General features: G+C 70.3%; 16 protein-coding genes. 6 read left to right on the top strand and 10 right to left on the bottom strand.

All coding sequences use genetic code 11. The features are described from left to right. Positions 1-49 precede the first annotated feature (49 nt). The 3 genes from ACPCJR_RS04085 to ACPCJR_RS04075 all read left to right on the top strand — a co-directional run bounded on the left by ACPCJR_RS04085 (position 50) and on the right by ACPCJR_RS04075 (position 2,398). Positions 50-376: a hypothetical protein gene (locus ACPCJR_RS04085; RefSeq protein WP_391510563.1), complete on the top strand. Its 327-nt coding sequence runs from the start codon at positions 50-52 to the stop codon at positions 374-376. A gap of 178 nt (positions 377-554) precedes the next feature. Next, complete coding sequence (gene pyrE, locus ACPCJR_RS04080; RefSeq protein ID WP_391510564.1) at positions 555-1,145, top strand: orotate phosphoribosyltransferase; 591 nt, start codon at positions 555-557, stop codon at positions 1,143-1,145. A 596-nt stretch (positions 1,146-1,741) separates the two neighbouring features. Continuing rightward, positions 1,742-2,398, top strand: coding sequence for an NYN domain-containing protein (locus ACPCJR_RS04075; protein ID WP_391510565.1), 657 nt, complete (start codon positions 1,742-1,744; stop codon positions 2,396-2,398). 180 nt (positions 2,399-2,578) lie between these two features. Here the strand turns inward: ACPCJR_RS04075 and smpB are convergent, their stop codons facing one another. Next, positions 2,579-3,052: an SsrA-binding protein SmpB gene (gene smpB, locus ACPCJR_RS04070; protein ID WP_110349656.1), complete on the bottom strand. Its 474-nt coding sequence runs from the start codon at positions 3,050-3,052 to the stop codon at positions 2,579-2,581. A 99-nt stretch (positions 3,053-3,151) separates the two neighbouring features. Further along, positions 3,152-4,042, bottom strand: coding sequence for a 4-hydroxy-tetrahydrodipicolinate synthase (dapA, locus tag ACPCJR_RS04065; RefSeq protein ID WP_391510566.1), 891 nt, complete (start codon positions 4,040-4,042; stop codon positions 3,152-3,154). 183 nt (positions 4,043-4,225) lie between these two features. Between dapA and ACPCJR_RS04060 the strand changes: the two genes are divergently transcribed. After that, positions 4,226-6,556, top strand: a complete 2,331-nt coding sequence (locus tag ACPCJR_RS04060) for a lytic transglycosylase domain-containing protein (protein WP_391510567.1) — start codon at positions 4,226-4,228, stop codon at positions 6,554-6,556. 78 nt (positions 6,557-6,634) lie between these two features. Here ACPCJR_RS04060 and ACPCJR_RS04055 read toward each other — a convergent pair whose 3' ends face one another. Further along, positions 6,635-7,234 (bottom strand): HD domain-containing protein, encoded by a 600-nt coding sequence (locus ACPCJR_RS04055; protein ID WP_391510568.1) that lies wholly within the window; start codon positions 7,232-7,234, stop codon positions 6,635-6,637. 160 nt (positions 7,235-7,394) lie between these two features. Between ACPCJR_RS04055 and ACPCJR_RS04050 the strand changes: the two genes are divergently transcribed. After that, positions 7,395-8,684 carry an adenylate/guanylate cyclase domain-containing protein gene (locus ACPCJR_RS04050; protein ID WP_391510569.1) on the top strand — a complete coding sequence of 430 codons (1,290 nt, stop codon included), beginning with the start codon at positions 7,395-7,397 and terminating at the stop codon, positions 8,682-8,684. On the opposite strand, the gene ACPCJR_RS04045 is transcribed toward ACPCJR_RS04050, so the two are convergent. From ACPCJR_RS04045 to ACPCJR_RS04015, 7 genes are all read right to left on the bottom strand, one after another. Further along, positions 8,619-8,897, bottom strand: a complete 279-nt coding sequence (locus tag ACPCJR_RS04045; RefSeq protein ID WP_391510570.1) for a hypothetical protein — start codon at positions 8,895-8,897, stop codon at positions 8,619-8,621. The genes ACPCJR_RS04050 and ACPCJR_RS04045 overlap by 66 nt on opposite strands. Next, positions 8,894-10,903, bottom strand: a complete 2,010-nt coding sequence (locus ACPCJR_RS04040) for a flagellar motor protein MotB (protein ID WP_391510571.1) — start codon at positions 10,901-10,903, stop codon at positions 8,894-8,896. Before ACPCJR_RS04040 ends, ACPCJR_RS04045 begins: the two co-directional genes overlap by 4 nt. 374 nt (positions 10,904-11,277) lie before the next feature. Beyond that, the gene (locus ACPCJR_RS04035; RefSeq protein ID WP_391510572.1) at positions 11,278-12,945 is read right to left on the bottom strand and encodes a porin; all 1,668 of its coding nucleotides are present in this window, start codon (positions 12,943-12,945) and stop codon (positions 11,278-11,280) included. 351 nt (positions 12,946-13,296) lie between these two features. Beyond that, a complete protein-coding gene (locus ACPCJR_RS04030; RefSeq protein ID WP_391510573.1) occupies positions 13,297-15,123 on the bottom strand; it encodes an ABC-F family ATP-binding cassette domain-containing protein in 1,827 nt (608 codons plus the stop codon). A 75-nt stretch (positions 15,124-15,198) separates the two neighbouring features. Next, positions 15,199-15,426 (bottom strand): hypothetical protein, encoded by a 228-nt coding sequence (locus ACPCJR_RS04025; protein ID WP_391510574.1) that lies wholly within the window; start codon positions 15,424-15,426, stop codon positions 15,199-15,201. A 74-nt stretch (positions 15,427-15,500) separates the two neighbouring features. Continuing rightward, positions 15,501-15,818 carry a polyhydroxyalkanoic acid system family protein gene (locus ACPCJR_RS04020; RefSeq protein WP_391510575.1) on the bottom strand — a complete coding sequence of 106 codons (318 nt, stop codon included), beginning with the start codon at positions 15,816-15,818 and terminating at the stop codon, positions 15,501-15,503. Between the two features lie 137 nt (positions 15,819-15,955). Then, positions 15,956-16,303, bottom strand: coding sequence for a septal ring lytic transglycosylase RlpA family protein (locus ACPCJR_RS04015; RefSeq protein WP_110349666.1), 348 nt, complete (start codon positions 16,301-16,303; stop codon positions 15,956-15,958). 428 nt (positions 16,304-16,731) lie between these two features. Between ACPCJR_RS04015 and ACPCJR_RS04010 the strand changes: the two genes are divergently transcribed. Then, positions 16,732-17,928 (top strand): site-specific DNA-methyltransferase, encoded by a 1,197-nt coding sequence (locus tag ACPCJR_RS04010; protein WP_391510576.1) that lies wholly within the window; start codon positions 16,732-16,734, stop codon positions 17,926-17,928. Positions 17,929-17,947: the final 19 nt, after the last annotated feature.

The raw sequence follows: 17,947 nt of genomic DNA, 5'->3' as shown, positions 1-17,947 counted from the left end.
CCCGCGCATGGCATGCCGGGTCCGCGACGTGCCTGACCGGAGCGCCCCGATGAAGCTTTCCCTCGTCACCGCAGCCCTTCTCGGGCTGGGCCTTCCGCTCGCCGTCGAGGCCGGCGCGCAGACCCTTCAGCCCGGCATGCGGACCATGATCCAGCGCGGCGGCCCCGAGGGGCTGCCGCTCGTGCCCGCCCATCCCGATGATCTCGACGACGGCCGGCTGCAGCCCGGCATGCGCACGATGATTCAGCGCGGCGGAACCGAGGGCGTGCTGCTCGGCGCGCTCCTGCCCGTGGGTATCGACGATCCGGCCTACGACGCGCCGCCCGAGTTCGTGCGCCGCCATCGGCCGCGCGAGGTCGTGCGCGTCCGCAATTAGAGTGCCTCACAATACTCCCGCTCACCCACGCCTCTCGATCTGGCAACGGAAGCGTGGCGGGAGTTTTGTGAGAGACACTTAGCGGCCCGCCGTCGCGGTTGCGCCGACAGCCCCCGCTTGCGCCCTGCGCCCGCCGCTGCAAGAAGCGGCGGAAGACGGGGTTTGCGCGCGAGCGGACATGACGCAGGAAGATGTTCTCGAAGAATTCCGCTCCGCGGGCGCGCTGCTGCAGGGGCACTTCATCCTGAGTTCCGGGCTGCGTTCGCCCACCTTCCTGCAGAAGATGACGATCTTCTCCGACCCGGCCCGGACCGAGCGGCTCTGCCGGGCTCTGGCCGAGGCGATCGCGGCGCGCTTCGGCCGGATCGACATCGTGGTCTCGCCGGCGATCGGCGGCATCATCCCCGGCTACGAGACCGCCCGCCATCTCGGCGCCAAGGCGATCTTCGTCGAGCGCGACCCCGGCGGTCCCTTCACCCTGCGCCGCGGCTTCTCGATCCCCGCCGGCACTCGCGCGGTCATCGTCGAGGATATCGTCACGACCGGGCTCTCGGCCCGGGAATGCCTCGCCTCCCTGAAGGACGAGGCCGGCGAGGTGGTCGGCGCGGCCTGCCTGATCGACCGCTCGGGCGGGCGTGGCGAGATCGGTCTGCCGCTCCTTTCCCTCGTCACCCTCGACATCCCGACCTATTCCCCCGACGCTCTGCCGCCGGAACTCGCCGCACTCCCGCCGGTCAAGCCGGGCAGCCGCGCTCTGCCGAAGCCATGACCCTCTCACAAGCCGTCGTGGGGTCGGGCCTTCCCATCAGCGTGCCTGACAGCGCGAGGATCGGCGAATGTGGAAATCAGTTTTCCATTCTCCGCAGCCTTCCTCGCAAAGCTCCCGTCGCGCCGTCGCGTCCTAAGGAGAGCGTTCGAGGGCCGAGCGTTTGCGAAGCTGATTTAACCTGAGGTAAATATTTTCATATAGAAGTTGATTGTCTGCCTGTGCCGCAACTATTGAGGCGGTGCTGAAAACCGCGATGTGTTCTTTACGGTATCCGGCATGATCTTGCGCTGCAGCCGGAAACACTCTGGCTCGATCCGCGCGCGTGCTTGACAGGACAGGTTCGCTCCGTCACGAAAGACCGATAGGGCCGTTGCCCGTGCGGGTGCGCTCGCTCCGCGCCCGTTTGAGCCGCTCCCGTTAGAGGCGGCCACAAACCTTCCGAACACAAGCGCGCCTGCACGAACGAAGGCTGCTATCGATGGACGGTTCGGTTGTGCACGGGTCCGTGCAGTTCCCGGATCTTCGATTTCATGAACCGCTTCTATTCCTAAATTGGCAAGAGCAGTTTCTTTCAGCTTCAAGACACGGATCATTCAATGCCCGATAAGCAACGCACCGCGATTTTCATCGACGGTGCAAACCTGTACGCCACCACGAAGGCGCTCGGTTTCGATATCGACTACAAGCGGCTTCTCAAGGATTTTCAGAATCGCGATAATCTGATCAGGGCCTTCTATTACACCGCCATGATCGAGGATCAGGAGTATTCTTCGATCCGCCCGCTGATCGACTGGCTCGATTACAATGGTTACCGCGTGGTGACCAAGCCTGTGAAGGAGTTCACCGACTCGGCCGGGCGCCGCAAGATCAAGGGCAACATGGATATCGAGCTCGCCATCGACGCGCTCGAACTCGCCCCCTACATCGATCACATGGTTCTCTTCTCCGGCGACGGCGATTTCCGCTCCCTGGTGGAGGCGATCCAGCGCCGGGGCGTGCGCGTGTCCGTGGTCTCGACGATCCAGACGCAGCCCGCGATGATCGCCGACGACCTGCGCCGTCAGGCGGACGAGTTCGTCGATCTCGCCCACCTCGCCGCCCGCATCGGGCGCGATCCGAGCGAGCGGCCCGTCCGGGCACCCGGCGAGGGGCCGCGTCGCGATTTCGCCGAGCGCGCACCCCGGTCCAATCCCGGTCTGGAGAGCCGCTACGGCATCCGCCCCGGTTCCTCCGAGGAAGAGCCGGAGGGCTGAGCGGGACACCGCTGCCACGATCGCGATGACGGGAGACTGACCCTCACCGTCATCGCGAGGCTCAGCGAAAGCAATCCAGAGCGCCGCCCCATCCGGAAAGGTCGCGCCGCTGGATCGCTTCGCATGCGCTCGCGCTGACGGTGGGGCTGGCTCGAGCCTCCGACCAAAGCCGGAACGGTCTCAGCCCTTGTCGCGCATCAGCCGGGCCTTGTCGCGCTCCCAGTCGCGCTGCTTGACGCTCTCGCGCTTGTCGTGGAGCTGCTTGCCCTTGCCGAGCCCCAGCTCGACCTTCGCCCGGCCCTTGTCGTTGAAGTAGATCTTCAGCGGGATCACCGTGTAGCCCTGGCGCTGGGTCGCGCCGATCAGCTTGTTGATCTGGCGCCGGTGAAGCAGCAGGCGGCGGGGCCGCTTGGTGTCGTGGTTGAAGCGGTTCGCCTCGAGGTATTCCGGAATATAGGCGTTGAACAGCATCAGGTCGTTGCCCGACGGCCCGGCATAGGACTCGCCGATCGTCGCCTTGCCGCCGCGCAGGGATTTCACCTCGGTGCCGGTCAGCGCGATGCCGGCCTCGAACGTGTCCTCGATCGTGTAGTGGTAGCGGGCGGAGCGGTTGTCGGCGACGACGCGCCGGCCGGGTTCGGGTTTGGGTGCCATTCGTCTTCAGGTTCGCGGTCGGGCAGCGGCCCACCGATATGGGGACCGCCGCGGTCTCCGGCGAGGCGTCTCGCCGGATCTCCTCGGATCGGGCCGGCGCTAGATCAAGCCGGCATGCGCCAGCGCGGCGTCGACCGCTCGGCGGCAGCCCTCGGTCGCCGGCACGAGCGGCAGGCGCACCTCCTCCGACATCAGCCCGAGGCGCGAGAGCGCGTACTTGGCCGGCACCGGGTTCGATTCGTAGAACATCTGCACGTGCAGCGGCATCAGCTGGTCCTGGATCGCGAGCGCCTTGGCGTAGTCGCCCTTGAGCGTCGCCTCCTGGAGATCGGCGCAGAGCCGGGGCGCGACATTCGAGACCACCGAGATGCAGCCGACGCCGCCATGGGCGTTGAAGCCGAGCGCCGTCGCATCTTCGCCAGAAAGCTGGATGAAATCTTCTCCCAAGGCCTGCCGCTGGAGGCTGACGCGGTCGATCTTGGCCGTGGCATCCTTCACGCCGGCGATGTTCTTCAGTTCGAACAGGCGCTTCATGGTGTCGACGCTCATGTCGACCACGGAGCGGCCGGGAATGTTGTAGATGATGATCGGGATGCCGACGGCGTCGTTCACCGCCTTGAAGTGGGCGTACATCCCCTCCTGCGTCGGCTTGTTGTAGTAGGGCGTGACGGTGAGCACCGCATCCGCGCCGACGCTCTCGGCATGACGCGCCCGCGCGACGGCCTCCCGCGTCGAGTTCGAGCCGGCGCCCGCGATCACCGGCACCCGGCCGGCGGCTTCCGCGACGCAGACCTCGACCACGCGGTCGTGCTCGACGTGGCTCAGCGTCGGGCTCTCGCCGGTGGTGCCGGTCGGCACCAGCGCGTGGGTGCCCTGCTCGATCTGCCAGTTCACGAATTTCCGGAAGGCCGATTCGTCGAACTCACCGTCGCGGAAGGGGGTCGCGAGCGCGGTCATCGAGCCGCGAAGGCGGGCGTGCGTATCGGTCATCCTGGCGTTCCCGGCCGTTCTTCTTGCCTGCTTCTGGCACGTCCCGGCGGCCTCGGCCGCAGGCGGGACGGGCGAGACATAGGCCCTCCCCCGTCCGCGCGCAAACGCTTCGCTTGCGCAGTTAATGCCATCTTAACGGACTTGGGCCGAGCTTAAGGCTTGGCCTCCGAGTCGGGGTGTCTGATGACCAAGGCGTTGCCCGCCCGCTCCCTGCCCCTCCTCCTCGGGCTCGCTTTGTCCGGCAGCGCGATGCTGGCCGGGCCCGGCGCCGCCATCGAGCCGCGCAACCCGCAACCGGCCTCGGCGCCCGCCGCCCCGACGAGCGACGCCACCGCTCCCGCCGCGCGGGTGAACGACGCCCAGAGCCCCGCCGCCGACCCGGTCGCCGCCGATGCGCTGCGCCTCGATCCGAGCGCGAGCGAGGCCGCCGCCGACACCCCGCTGCCGGCCGCCGCCGCGGCCTACGCCTCGACCGAGGGCGATGCTTCGGTCGCCTTCCCGCTGCCCGATGCGGGCGTCTCGCCCGCCGCCCCCTCCCCCGAGGTGCCGGACCCGGGCCGGCCGGTCGTCTCCGGGCAGACCGATCTCGGACAGCTGCGTCAGGCGATTGATCTCTACCGCAAGGGCAAGGCCTCCGACGGCGACCGGCTCGCCGAGACCTTCACGGACCCGGCCGCCCGGGCGCTGCTCGAATGGGTGGCGATCCGTGCCGGCGCCGCGATCAGCTTCGAGCGGGTCGTCGCCTTCACCCGGACGAATCCCGATTGGCCGGCGGGCCCGCTGCTGCGGCGGCGCGCCGAGGAGCGGCTGCTCTCCGAGAAGAAGAGCCCGGCCGTGGTGCGGGCCTACTTCGCCAGCGCCAAGCCCCAGAGTGCTCCCGGCAAGTTCGCCCTGGCGCTGGCCCTGCGCGCCGACGGGCTCGACGCGGACGCGGCCGACCTCGTGCGCGACCTGTGGCGCGAGGAGAGCTTCGGGCGCAGCCTGGAAGCGAGGGTCACCGACGCCTTCCCCGGCCTGCTCACCGTGGTCGATCACCGCTACCGGATGGAGCGCGCCCTCCTGAAGGAGGACTGGGTCACCGCCGCCCGCGCCGCGGACTATGCCGGCGGCTCCTATGCCAGCCTCGTGCGCGCCCGCCGCGCCGTGCAGGGCAAGAAGGGGGGCGCCTCGGCGCTCGCCGCGGTGCCGCCGTCGCTGCGCAACGATTCCTCCTACCTGCTCTCGCGGGTGCAGTTCTTCCGACGGGCCGACAAGGCCGAGGAGGCGGCCAAGGTTCTGCTCGCCGCGCCCACCAATCCCGAGGTCATCGTGGACGGGGACACGTGGTGGGTCGAGCGCCGGATCGTCGCCCGCAAGCTGATGGATGCGGGCGATCCCAAGACCGCCTACGCCGTGAGCGCCGCCCATTCCGCGCGACTGGCCGAGAAGCGCATCGAGGCCGAGTTCCACGCCGGCTGGATCGCCCTGCGCTTCATGGCCGATCCGGCCGCGGCCGAGCGGCACTTCGCCGGGGCCGCGTCCGTGGCCGAGACGCCGATCTCGCTGGCGCGTGCCGCCTACTGGCAGGGCCGCGCAGCCGAGGCCGCGGGCAAGGCCGCCGAGGCCAAGGGCTTCTACGAGCGCGCGGCGCTCCAGCCCATCGCCTATTACGGCCAGCTCGCCCGCGCCCGGCTCGGCCAGCACAGCCTGCCCCTGCGCCAGGCGGCGGTGCTGAGCCCAACGGCCCGGGCCGCCTTCGACGATCGGCTGTTCGTGCGCGGCCTGAAGCTGCTCGCCGCGGCCTCCCTCAAGGAACTGGCCCTGCCGCTCTACATCGACGCGGCCCGCTTCCTCACCGACGAGGCGCAGGTCAACGCGCTCGGCGAGGCGGCGGTGGAGGCGCGCGACGCGCGGGCGCTCGTGGCCATCGGCAAGCTCGCCACGCAGCGCGGGCTGGCGCTCGACACCCACGCCTACCCGACCCTCGGCATCCCCGATTACGAGACCTTCACGGCGGTGCCGCAGGTCGAGCGGGCGATGGTGTTCGCCATCGCGCGGCAGGAGAGCCAGTTCGATCCCCGCGCCCAGTCCGGCGTCGGTGCGCGCGGCCTGATGCAGATGATGCCGGCGACCGCCCAGCGGACGGCCAAGCGCGTCTCGACGGGCTATGACACCGACCGGCTCACCAGTGATCCCGCCTACAACGCCCGCCTGGGCCAGGCCCATCTGGGTGAGCTGATGGAGGACTGGAAGGGCTCCTACATCCTTGCCTTCGCCTCCTACAACGCGGGTGGCGGCAACGTGAAGAAGTGGGTCGATGCCTACGGTGACCCGCGCCGGCCCGATGTCGATCCGATCGACTGGGTGGAGCGCATCCCCTTCACCGAGACGCGCAACTACGTGCAGCGGGTGATGGAGAACCTGCAGGTCTACCGCAATCGGCTGGACGGCAAGAGCGCCCTGATGATCGAGCGCGACTTTGCCCGCGGCGTCCGCGCCGCCGTGAGCGCGGAGGCGCAGCCGGTCAGGCCTTGAAGTGCCTCACGAAACTCCCGGTCACCGACGCCTCTCGCTCTGGCGACGGAAGCGCGGCGGGAGTTTTGTGAGAGATACTCAAGCGCCTTCCGTCGCGTAGTGGCGGCGGATCATCCCCTCGACATGGGGCAGCAGGCTCGGCGCGCCGCGCTCGACCACGGGCAGGTAGCGGGCGAGCACCTGCGCCTGCGTGAGGCCGTTCTCGGCCCAGGTTCCGCCGCCGGTCAGCGTGTTGAGCAGCAGCGGCTGGAGCCGGTCGAGCATCTTGGCGAAGCGCGCCTCGGCGGTCTCGACGGCCTCGAATTCGCGCCACAGCGCCAGGAAGCGGTCCCGTTGCGGGCCGGGCAGCAGCCCGAAGATGCGTTCGGCAGCCGCCGCCTCGATGAAGGCCAGGGCGGCGGCGTCGTAATGGCCGTGGATCGGCACGTCGCCGGCATCGATCTCGACGATGTCGTGCACGAGCAGCATCGTCACGACGCGGGCCAGATCGATCCCCGGCGCGTGCTCGCCGAGCACGAGGGCGAACATCGCGAGATGCCAGGAATGCTCGGCCGAGTTCTCGCGCCGCCCCTCCCCGATCGTCCGGTTCTGCCGCAGCACGGCCTTGAGCCCGTCGATCTCGGCCAGGAAAGCGAATTGGCGCCGCAAGCCGTCCACGTCACCCGTCCTGTCGTCCATGCCGAAGATTCCCTGATCGCGCGCCTGCCGCGGCACGGTTGAAGCCTTCCGTGCCGCCGGGCAAGCGGCCGCTTCGGCGGCCTCGAACCGGCGACTTGCCCACAGGCGCGGTCCCGCCGCTCTGGATCGTGCGGCGGGCGCGGATATGGTTGCGCCCGCCATGCCCCCCACGGACACGCCCGCCGATCTCACCCTGCGCGCCATCGAGGCTCGCTTCGTCGCGCGGGCGACCGAATCGGATGCGGGCGAGCGCGTCATCGCCGCGTTCTGCGAGGAACTGGTCGCGGCCGGTCTTCCGCTCTGGCGCCTCAGCCTGGCCGTGCCCGTCATCGATCCCCAGTTTCGCGGCGCCAGCATCGCGTGGCGGCGCGGGGACGGCGTGGAGGTGTTCACCACGCTCCACGGCCCCGAGGGGGAGGATTCCTATCTTCGGAGCCCCGTCGGCTGGCTGCACGCGGCCGGCGGCAGCTTCGTCGGCTGGCAACTGGATGGCCCGGACGCCTTCCCGGACCTGCCGCTCCTGACCGAGCTGAGGCAGGCCGGCGCCACCGAGTACCGGCTCCATCTCGCCGCCTTCGACCCGGGCACGGCGCTCGAAGGCGTCGGCATCTCGTTTGCCACCGACCGGGCCGGCGGCTTCAGCGAATCGGAGCGGGCGATGCTGGCCGGGCTGGTGCCCGTCATCGCCCTCGTCACGGCCAAGTTCAGCCTCTCGCACACCATGCGCGAGATGCTCGGCACCTATCTCGGGCCCGCCACGGGCGCCCGGGTGCTGGCCGGCGAGATGCGGCGCGGACAGAGCGCGGTGGTGCACGCCGCGATCCTGCTCGCGGACTTGCGCGGCTTCACCGCCCTGGCGGATCGCGACGACCCGCTGAAGGTGGTCGGCTGGCTCGACGAGCATTTCGACGCGCTCGGCGATCCCGTCCAGCGCCACGGCGGCGAGATCTCGAAGTTCCTCGGAGACGGCTTCCTGGCGGTGTTTCCCGTGGCGGAGCCGGATGCCCTCGCCTGCCCCGCCTGCGCGGGCGCGCTCGGTGCGGCGCGCGAGGCGCTGACGCGGAACGCGGCGCTGAACCGCGCCCGCCGCCGCCGGGGCCTGCCGGCCCTGGAGGCCGACATCGTGCTCCATTACGGGCGCGTGGTCTCCGGCAATGTCGGCACCGACCGCCGCCTCGACTTCACTGTGATCGGCCGGGCGGTCAACGAGGCGAGCCGGATGGAGCGGCTCTGCGACGAGCTGGGCCGCTCGCTGCTCCTGTCGGAGGCCTTCGCCCGGCGCTGCGGCACGCCCGTAATTCCGGTCGGCGAATTCTCCCTGCGCGGCGTCGGGCGGGCGCAGCGGATCTGGGGCCTCGCAGACGGGGCGGACGCGCCGCCCGGGTCAGGTCCGGCGCAGGGCGAGGCGGCCGAATCCGCCGAGGACGCAGCCCGCGAGATAGGCTCCTAGGATCAGCGCCCCGCTCTCGACCCACAGGCCCCCGCGGCCTGGCACCGTCCCCGTCGCGGCCAGCCCGGCTAGGGCGGCGAGCCCGAGGAACAGCAGGCCGGCGCCCAGGCGGGCGGCGTGGCTGCGGGGCAAGCCGGTCAGGGCGCCGACGGCGAGGCCGAGTGACAGGGCCGCGGTCAATTCCGGCCAGAGCGAGGTGGCGAGCGGAATCACGAGCGCAGGCTGAGGCCGATTCCCTGCCGGTCCGGGAGCGGAGCGGCATCCGCCGGAGCGGCGGCCTGGTCCAGCGGAACGCCCGCCTTCTGGAGGTAATCGAGCACGGCCAGCGCCCGCGCCCGCGCGAGATCGGTGCCGGTTTCGGCCTTGGCGGCCTCGGCCGATTCGGGCTTGGCGTCGGCGGGAGCTTCGGTCTTGCCCTCGCCCTTGGCGTCCTTCTGGCCGCTCTCGTCCTTGGCGGCGGTGGCCGCCGGCTTGCCGGCCGGCTTGGCCTTGCGGTCCTTGGCGGATTTCGCGGGCGGCTTCGGCGCCGTTTCCTTCGCCGCCTCGTCGGCGACCGGATCGGGCCGCGCCTCCGGCTTGGCGCCGGGCGGGTCGAGATGGCCGACGACCTCGAGGCGCTCACCCGGACAGGCGCGGGCGAGCGCCGCCACGGCGTCGAGCACGGGATAAAATTCGGGCGCCAGGGCCGCGCTGCCCGGCGCGAAGCGCAGGGGCTGCGCCGTGCGCTCGGCGAGGCGGCGTCCGCATTCCCGCGGATCGGCCGCCGCCATCGGCGTCTCGCCCGAGGTGACCGCGACCGAGGCGCTCCAGCCCACCGGCACCGCCTTCGGCAGCGAGCGGTTCAGGCGGGCGGCGCTCTCGGGATAGAGGCTGGTGCCGGTCAGGCGCAGGCCGGTGCCCGTGAGCGTCAGCTCTCCGCTCGCCAGCGTCGAGAGCGGGTCGATGCCTGCCGCGGCCGCCGCCGCGAGGCCGGCCGGCGCCCCGTCGGCGAGCCGGGTGCGGTCGTGGATCGTCTCGCGGAAGAAGCGCGGGCTCAACCGGGCCAGCAGGGTCTCCCGGCTCGCCTGATCGGGGAGATGACCGCTCAAGGTGACGCTGTCGGCGCCGCGGCGGATGCGCAGGACATAGGGCACGATCGGCCGGGCGGTGAGCGCGACCCGGCCCGCCGCGACGCCCGCCGGCCGGCCGTCGCGCATCAGCGCCTCGACCTCGCCGACCGCGCCGGCATCGAGGGCATTGCCCTCGACCGTGGCGGTTCCGGCCTCGAAGGCGACGCGGCCCTCGTGCAGCAGCCCCGCGAGCCGGAGCACGAAGCGGGTGAGCGCGGTACCGTCGATGCCGGGGGGCAGGCCGCGGGCATCGTGCATCCAGTCGTCGATCGCCGCCCCTTCCGCGGCTTCCGCGGCCGCGGCGCGGATCTCCTCGCGGGCGGTTCCTGAGGCGACGTGGCCGTTCAGCTCCAGGCTGCCGTCCGGCCGGCGCGAGACCGCGAACCGGAAATCCTCGACCGCGGGCGGCAGAATCTCGACCGTGCCGAGGCTGTAGCCCTGGGGCGGATTGGCGAGTGCCGTGCGCAGGGCGTCGTAGGCGGCCAGACTCGCCGCCTCGCCGCGGATCGAGATGACGGTGTCGTTGAGGGTGGCGACGGCGCCGGTGGTGAGATCCTGCAACCGCTCGACCGCGAAGGCCGCCGCGTCGGGGAAGTCCCGCGGCGCGCCCCGGGCGGCCCGGGCCCGGTCGTCCAGGGTCGCCGCGCGCGGCAGGGCCGGCTTCAGGCGCTGGGCCAATTCGAAGGCACCGACCTCGGCCGGGCGACTGCCCGTGGCTTCGAGGCGGTCGGTGGCCGGACGCTCCACGGACCAGACGAAGGGCGAAACCTCCTCGATCACCCCGGTGCGGTCGGTCAGCCGGCGCCGGCCCTCGATCCGGGCGAGCCGGTCGAGTGCGGCGTCGCGCTGGGCCGCCTCGGGCGCCTCGCCCGCGGCGATCAGGTCGCGGCCCTCGACCGAGACGCGCAGCCAGGGCTCGGGCTGGCCCTCGCCGGTCGCGGCGACGATCTCCGCGGCCTGCCGCCGCAAGCTCTCGGACAGACGCGGCGTGCCGAGATACGCCGCGGCGCCGATCAGGGCGAGGACGGGCAGTCCGGCGATCCAGCCGAGGCGGGCCAGGCCGCGCGCGGGCGGTCGGGGCGATGCGGAGGGGAACGATGGAGTGGACAAGGAGACGCGACCTCGCTCGGCCCGCAGAAGACCGCGCCATCGGGGCGCTTTGAAGGCCGCGGGACCGGCCTTCCCGAGCCCGCAGACCGGGACCATCCGCGTCGTCCGAGACCACCTAAAGCGCTTTCCGACGAAGTGGACGCCGGTTCGTCGAAAGAAAGCGCGGCACAACGAAGGTTCAGAGACGCGTCCCGACCCAACGTGGTCGGGCGCAGCTCTAGAAGCGAGCGAAGTCCGGTCCGTTCGGGGCCGCGCGCATAAAAAACCCCGGCCTCGCGGCCGGGGTCTGGAAGGTGTCGGTCGTCGGTGGTCTCCGCACCCGGCGGAAGACCGGTCGTTTGAAACGGCAGGCGCAAGGCCTGCCGTTTCACGTCTTAGAAGTCGCGCTGCACCCGGAAGCGGGCCTGGAACACGTCCTGGCTGCTGACGGTGCGGGTCGGGATCTGGTTGGCGCCGGTGCCGGTGAAGCCGCCCTTGTCGCCGTCGGAGACGCGGCCGCTCTTGACGCCCGTCCGGATGTACTGGCCCTCGACACCGATATCGAGATCCTTGACCGGCGACCAGATCAGGCTCGCGCCGGTGACGACTTGGTAGGTGTCGCGCAGCGACTGGCTGAGGTTATAGCCGAGGCCGTTGGTGAGGTAGGAGGGCGGCGCGATCGTCGACGGGCTGCCGACGATGGCGTTGGCCTGGCTGGTGGCCTGGCGGGCACCCTCGGAGAACCAGATCTCACCGTAGCTGCCGTAGAAGGCCGAGCGCCATTCCGGCGACCAGTAGTGGAGGTACGAGGCCACTGCCGTGAAGCTGTTGGAGAGCTCCAGCCGGCCCGTCAGCGGGTTCACGATCGCGTCGGCGAGGTACTGGTTGAAGGGGTTGCCGGCATAGACCGAGGCGTTGCTGAGGTAGCCGGCGGTGAAGCGGTTGATGCCGGTGTAGAACGAGGCACCCTCGCCGTACGAACCCTGGAGGTAGAGACCATCGCCCGGGGCGATGAAGGGCAGGTTGAACTTCAGGCCACCCTGAACCGCCCAGCCGTACTCGGTCTGGCCGACGCCGCTGATGCCGCGCGCGGCCAGCAGAGCCTGGGTTCCTGCGGCGCTGATGGTGCCGAGACCTGCGGCGGAGAGCGTGTTGAGGAAGCCGCCGGTGTTGATCTCGCGCACGGCGGCGGAGAGCTGAGCCGAACCCCACGGAGCGTCGTAGCGCAGCGAGCCGACGAAGTCGGGCAGACGCGAGCGCTGCACGGCGTCGATGAAGGCAACCGAGGTGGCGTTGCCCACGGCGTCGGTGCTGAGGATGATCGGGGTCGGAGCGGTGGTGAGGACCTGCGAGAGGGCACCCGCGCCCGCACCCGCCGCCGCCGCCGGGACGGAGTCGGAGTAGATCGGGTTCTTGCGGTAGTTCGGATCTTCCATCGAGATCGTCGCGGACCAGCCCTCACCGAACTTCTGCGTGTAGGCGAGCAGGTTGGTGGACGGCAGATCGGAGCCCAGCGAGGAGCCGATGATCTCGTAGTCGTGGGCGTAGAAGTCGTAGAACGAGGAGGCGCGACCGGCGGTCAGGCCGGCGAACTGCACGAACGCCTTGTCGACGTTGATGAAGTTCTGGATGCGGCCGAACGCGTCCTGGCCGGTGCCGGAGAAGGCGTTGCCGCTGCGCAGGTTCGTGCCGGAGGAAATCTTGGTGTTGCCCGTGCGGCTGGCGGCGTCGAGGCGCAGGAAGGCGCGCAGGGTGCCGTAGCCGGTCTGGGTGCGGGCGTCGAAGTTGAAGCGCGCGAGGCCGATGAAGCCGGAGAGGTCGCCGCCGCCGACGACGCGACGGTTGTCGCTGCCGATGTAGCCATACTCGGCGCGGGCACGGCCGGAGACGCGCAGGCAGGTATCGGTGCCGGGGATGTAGAAGAAGCCAGCGCCGTAGGCGGTGCAGACCCGGACGTACTCGATCGGAACGGCCTTCTTAACCGGCAGGTCGGCGGCCTGAGCCCCACCCGCGATGGTCAGCCCTGCCGCCGATCCGAGGAGAAGGCTCTTGACGAGCTTCATGATGAACCCTCCAGAAGTTTCGAGACCCGTGAGACCGGACTTGTTTTGGCGGAGCGCTCACCGTCCCGTGCGCGGCCCAACCCGTCCTGTGTCTCTTGGTGCCCGGGGCCGCCCCGCGGTGGGGTCGGTCAGGCTCGCGGCGGGGTTGCCCGTCCGCAGCGGCACCATGGGCGAGCGTTGCCGTACGGGCAACAGAGATGACTGTGTTTGGAGCGTTGCGAAGAGGCTTCGACGGCAGCTGTTGCAGCCTCGCAACTTAATCCGCCCCGCTGGGAAAATGTTTTCCCCATAATGAGCCGGTTAAAGACCGGGTTTGCCCGGAGATCTGCGTTGAGATCGCCGCGGCGGGACTCAGCTCCCCGCCGCCTCGCGCAGCATCTCCAGGGTCAACCAGCGCTCTTCGGCCGCCGCGAGTTCCGTCTCCGCGGCGCCCAGCATCGCGGTGGCCTTCTGGAACCGGCCCGGGTCGCGACCGTAGAGGCCGGGATCGGACAGCACCTCGCGCAGCTTGGCGATGCCCGCCTCCAGCTCGGCCATGCGGCCCGGAAGCGTCTTCAGTTCGTGCTGCTCCTTGAAGCCGAGCTTGGTCCGGCTCGCGGCCGGCTCCGCCCGGGCGGACTTCTCCCGCGGCTCGGCCCGATCGCGGGAGGGCTTGCTCTCCTTCGAGTCGCTGCGTGCCTCCACCCCGCGCCCGCGCTGGGCCAGCATGTCGGAATAGCCGCCGGCATACTCGACCCAGCGTCCCTCCCCCTCGCTCACCAGCACGCTACCGGCCACCCGGTCGAGGAAGTCGCGGTCGTGGCTCACCAGGATCAGGGTGCCCGCGTAGTCGCCCAGCATCTCCTGCAGCAGATCGAGGGTTTCGAGGTCGAGGTCGTTGGTCGGCTCGTCGAGCACGAGCAGGTTCGAGGCCTGGGCCAGCGCCCGGGCGATCAGAAGGCGGTTGCGCTCGCCGCCGGAGAGCACGCTCACGGGCGTGCGCGCCTGCTCGGGGGTGAACAGGAAGTCCTTCAGGTAGCCGATCACGTGGCGGCTGCGCCCGCCCACCGTGACGGTGTCGCCGCGCCCGCCGGTGAGCACTTCCGTCACCGTGGCGCTCGGCTCCAGCACGGCGCGGGCCTGGTCGAGATGGACCATGTTGAGGCCGGTGCCGAGGCGCATCTCGCCCGAATCGGGCGTGAGCGCTCCGGTGAGGAGGTTGATGAGCGTGGTCTTGCCGGCCCCGTTCGGGCCGACGATGCCGAGCCGGTCGCCGCGCAGGACGCGCAGGGTCAGGTCGTGGACGATCCGGCGCTCGCCGTAGGATTTCGAGACGTGGCGCGCCTCCGCGATCAGCGTGCCCGAGGCCTCGCCCTCGGAAGCCGACAGCACCGCCTGCCCCACGGGGCGGCGGTGCTCGCGGCTCTTCTTGCGAAGGTCCTGAAGGTCGGAGAGGCGGCGCACGTTGCGCTTGCGCCGGGCGGTGACGCCGTAGCGCAGCCAGTGCTCCTCGTCGGCGATCTTGCGGTCGAGCTTGTGCTTGTCCCGCTCCTCCTCCTCGAAGAAGGCGTCGCGCCACTCCTCGAAGCTGGAGAAACCCTGCTCGATCCGCCGCGTCACACCCCGGTCGAGCCAGACGGTGGCCCGCGAGAGGGCCGAGAGGAAGCGGCGGTCGTGGCTGATGAGGACCAGCGCCGAGCGCGTGCGCTTCAACTCCGCCTCCAGCCACTCGATGGCGGGAAGGTCGAGATGGTTGGTGGGCTCGTCGAGCAGTAGGATGTCGGGCTCGGGCGCCAGCGCCTGGGCGAGCGCGGTCCGGCGCCCCTCGCCGCCGGAGAGCCGGCGGGGATCCTCGGTGCCGTCGAGGCCGAGGCTCTCCAGCAGGTAGCGGGCGCGATGCGCGTCGTCGCCGGGTGCGAGGCCAGCCTCCACGAAGGCGAGCGTGGTCTCGAACCCCGAAAAATCCGGTTCCTGGGCGAGGTAGCGGATCGTGGTGCCCGGCTGGACGAAGCGCACGGCCCGGTCCGGCTCGACGAGGCCGGCGGCGATGCGCATCAGGGTGGACTTGCCCGAGCCGTTGCGGCCGACGAGGCAGGTGCGCTCACCCGGCGCGATGGTCAGATCCGCCCGCTCGATCAGCGGGGTGCCGCCGAAGGTGAGTGCGACGTCTTGGAGGGTGAGAAGCGGTGTGACGGCCATGGCGGGCTTATGGCAGCCGCCGGGGTCGGGAACAATCGAAGCGGGGGCCCTGGATGGCCCCCGCCTTTCGGATCGTCAGGCGATCGGGTTGGCCGGGCCGGTCGGCGTCGAGTCCGGCACGCCGGGGCTCTCGACCGGAATCTCCGTCGGCGTCTCGCCCGGCGCTTCGGCGGGCGTCCCACCGGGGATCTCCGGGCCGGGGCCGGGCTCGGGCACCTGCGGTGCGTCGGGCGTGGCGGGGCCGGGGCTCGGGGTTTCCGGTCCGGGCACGGGGGATTCCGGAATCTGTCCGGGATTGGCCATGGAGACGCACCTCGCTGGCGGCGGGCACCGTGCCGCCGCCCCTCGCCAACGGAGGCTGCCGCGCGGGGTTCCCGCTACTTCTTGGTCAGGAGGAGCTTGTTGCCTTCCTTGCCGACGATCTTCTGGATCTTCTGGGCGAACATCGAGAGCAGCAGCGGCATCCGCACCTCGACGCGCACGATGTCCTGGCCGACATCGATCTGGCCGTCCACGGTCTGGGCGAGCGCGGTGACGGAATAGTCGAGGCGGTCGCCGGTCCAGTTCAGCGCGTTGATGGTGATGCCGCTCTTGCCCAGGGCGTCGCGCACCTTGACGGTGCCCTCGTCGATCCGCCGCCGGGCCTCCTCGCGGCCGAGTTCGTGCGGAATCTCGACCACCATCGGCTTCGCCATCTGACGCTCTCTGTTTATCGCAAGCGGCCCGAGGCGGTTGCCGCCCCGGGCCTTCATCGACCGTAAGATGATTATGGGAAGGGCTCGGTTCCCCGGCAACGTCTCCGTGCCATCCAGAGCTTGGAGCGTCGCGCGCTTCAGCGCACCACGTTGAGCGAGACGTAGCTCGTGCCCGACATGCCGATGGCGCGGGCGGAGCCGCGGGCGAGATCGATCACACGGCCGCCGACGAAGGGCCCCCGGTCGTTGATGCGCACCACCACGGAGCGGCCGTTGGCGCGGTTCGTCACGCGCACGCGGGTGCCGAAGGGCAGGTGGCGGTGGGCGGCGGTGTATCCGTTCGGGTTGAACCGCTCGCCGTTGGCCGTCTTGCGGCCGCTTCCGTACCAGGAGGCTTGGCCGCTCTGGGCCTGGGCGGGCAGCGCGACGAACGCGCCGATGACGGTGGCGAGGCAGACGGCAACGGACCGGTTGGTGACCTTCATCGTGGATCGCATTCCCTTGTTTTTTGCGATGCGTTGAGCGCCGCGGAAAATGAGCCCGATCTCGGCCAAAATAAGACGTGGATTTCGGCGCCCGGCCGCCGCGCCGCAGAAGACTATCGGTCGCGGTTTCCTGCCCGCCTGTGTCGGAAAGAACTGAATACTTACGGCTGCATCGCGCGGGGGAGGCGTTCAATGCTCAGAACTTGTCGCGCAAGCATTCGTGGGCGACGGCGCGGCGCGCGGATAAGCCTTGACAGAGCTTCCCGGCCGGCTGCCCGAGGCGCGACGCAGGTTTGCATTTGTTGCATGGATGAGCCCGGCAAAAACTGCCGCCCCATATCGAGACGCAGGGCTCGCGCGCCGGCAAACCCGGCCTTTACCGTGATCGGGGCATAGTCCGGTTGTCAGTCGCGTAACCGGTGTTTGCCATGGCTTCCCCGCGTACCGCGGTCGTCGGCGCCACCGCCCGGAATCAGGTCTCGCGTACCGGGCGGATCGCGTCGGCGCCGCGGATGGGTCTTGCACCCTCCGTTCAGCGTCTCCCCAACACCCTACCCCTCGACGAAATCCTGATCGGCGACTGTATCGCCGCGATGGACCGTCTGCCGGCGGACAGCGTCGACTGCGTCTTCGCCGACCCGCCCTACAATCTCCAACTCGGCGAGGCGGGCCTGACCCGTCCCGACCAGAGCGTGGTCGACGCCGTCGACGACGACTGGGACAAGTTCTCCAGTTTCGAAGCCTACGACGCGTTCACCCGTGCCTGGCTCAAGGCCGCGCGCCGGGTGATGAAGCCGAACGCGACCCTGTGGGTGATCGGCTCGTACCACAACATCTTCCGGGTCGGGAGCGCGTTGCAGGATCTCGGTTACTGGATCCTGAACGACATCGTCTGGCGCAAGGCCAACCCGATGCCGAACTTCCGCGGCAAGCGCTTCACCAACGCGCACGAGACCCTGATCTGGGCCTCGCGCTCGCCGCAGGCCAAGTACACCTTCCACTACGACGCCCTGAAGGCCGGCAACGAAGACCTTCAGATGCGCTCCGACTGGTTCATCCCGCTCTGCACGGGCGAGGAAAGGCTGAAGGACGCGGCGGGCCGCAAGGTCCACCCGACCCAGAAGCCGGAGGCTCTGCTCGCCCGCACGCTGCTGGCGGCGACCAATCCCGGCGACGTGGTGCTCGATCCCTTCTTCGGCACCGGCACGACCGGCGCGGTGGCGAGGCGGCTCGGCCGCCACTTCATCGGCTGCGAGCGCGACGCGACCTATGCCGCGGCGGCGCGCGCCCGGATCGAGAGCATCGAGACGCTGTCGGCCGCCTCGCTCGCGCTCGCGACGCCGAAGCGGGCCGAGCCGCGGATCCCCTTCCTCAGCGTCGTCGAGGCGGGCCTCGTCCGCCCGGGCGAGAGCCTCACCGACGAGCGCCGCCGCTTCCGGGCGACCGTGCGCCCCGACGGCCAGCTCAGCGTCGGGCCGGCCATGGGCTCGATCCACAAGGTCGGCGCCCTGGTGCAGGGCCTGCCCGCCTGCAACGGCTGGACCTTCTGGCACGCCGAGCGGAACGGCAAACTCGTCTGCATCGACGACTACCGCAGCGAGATGCGGGCGCGGATAGAGGCGTAGTTTTTGTCTGGGTTTCGAA

The organism is Methylobacterium sp. NPDC097929 (assembly GCF_049543375.1).
In the GTDB taxonomy this organism is placed as follows: domain Bacteria; phylum Pseudomonadota; class Alphaproteobacteria; order Rhizobiales; family Beijerinckiaceae; genus Methylobacterium.
This window is presented reverse-complemented; position numbering and strand designations above follow the sequence as displayed.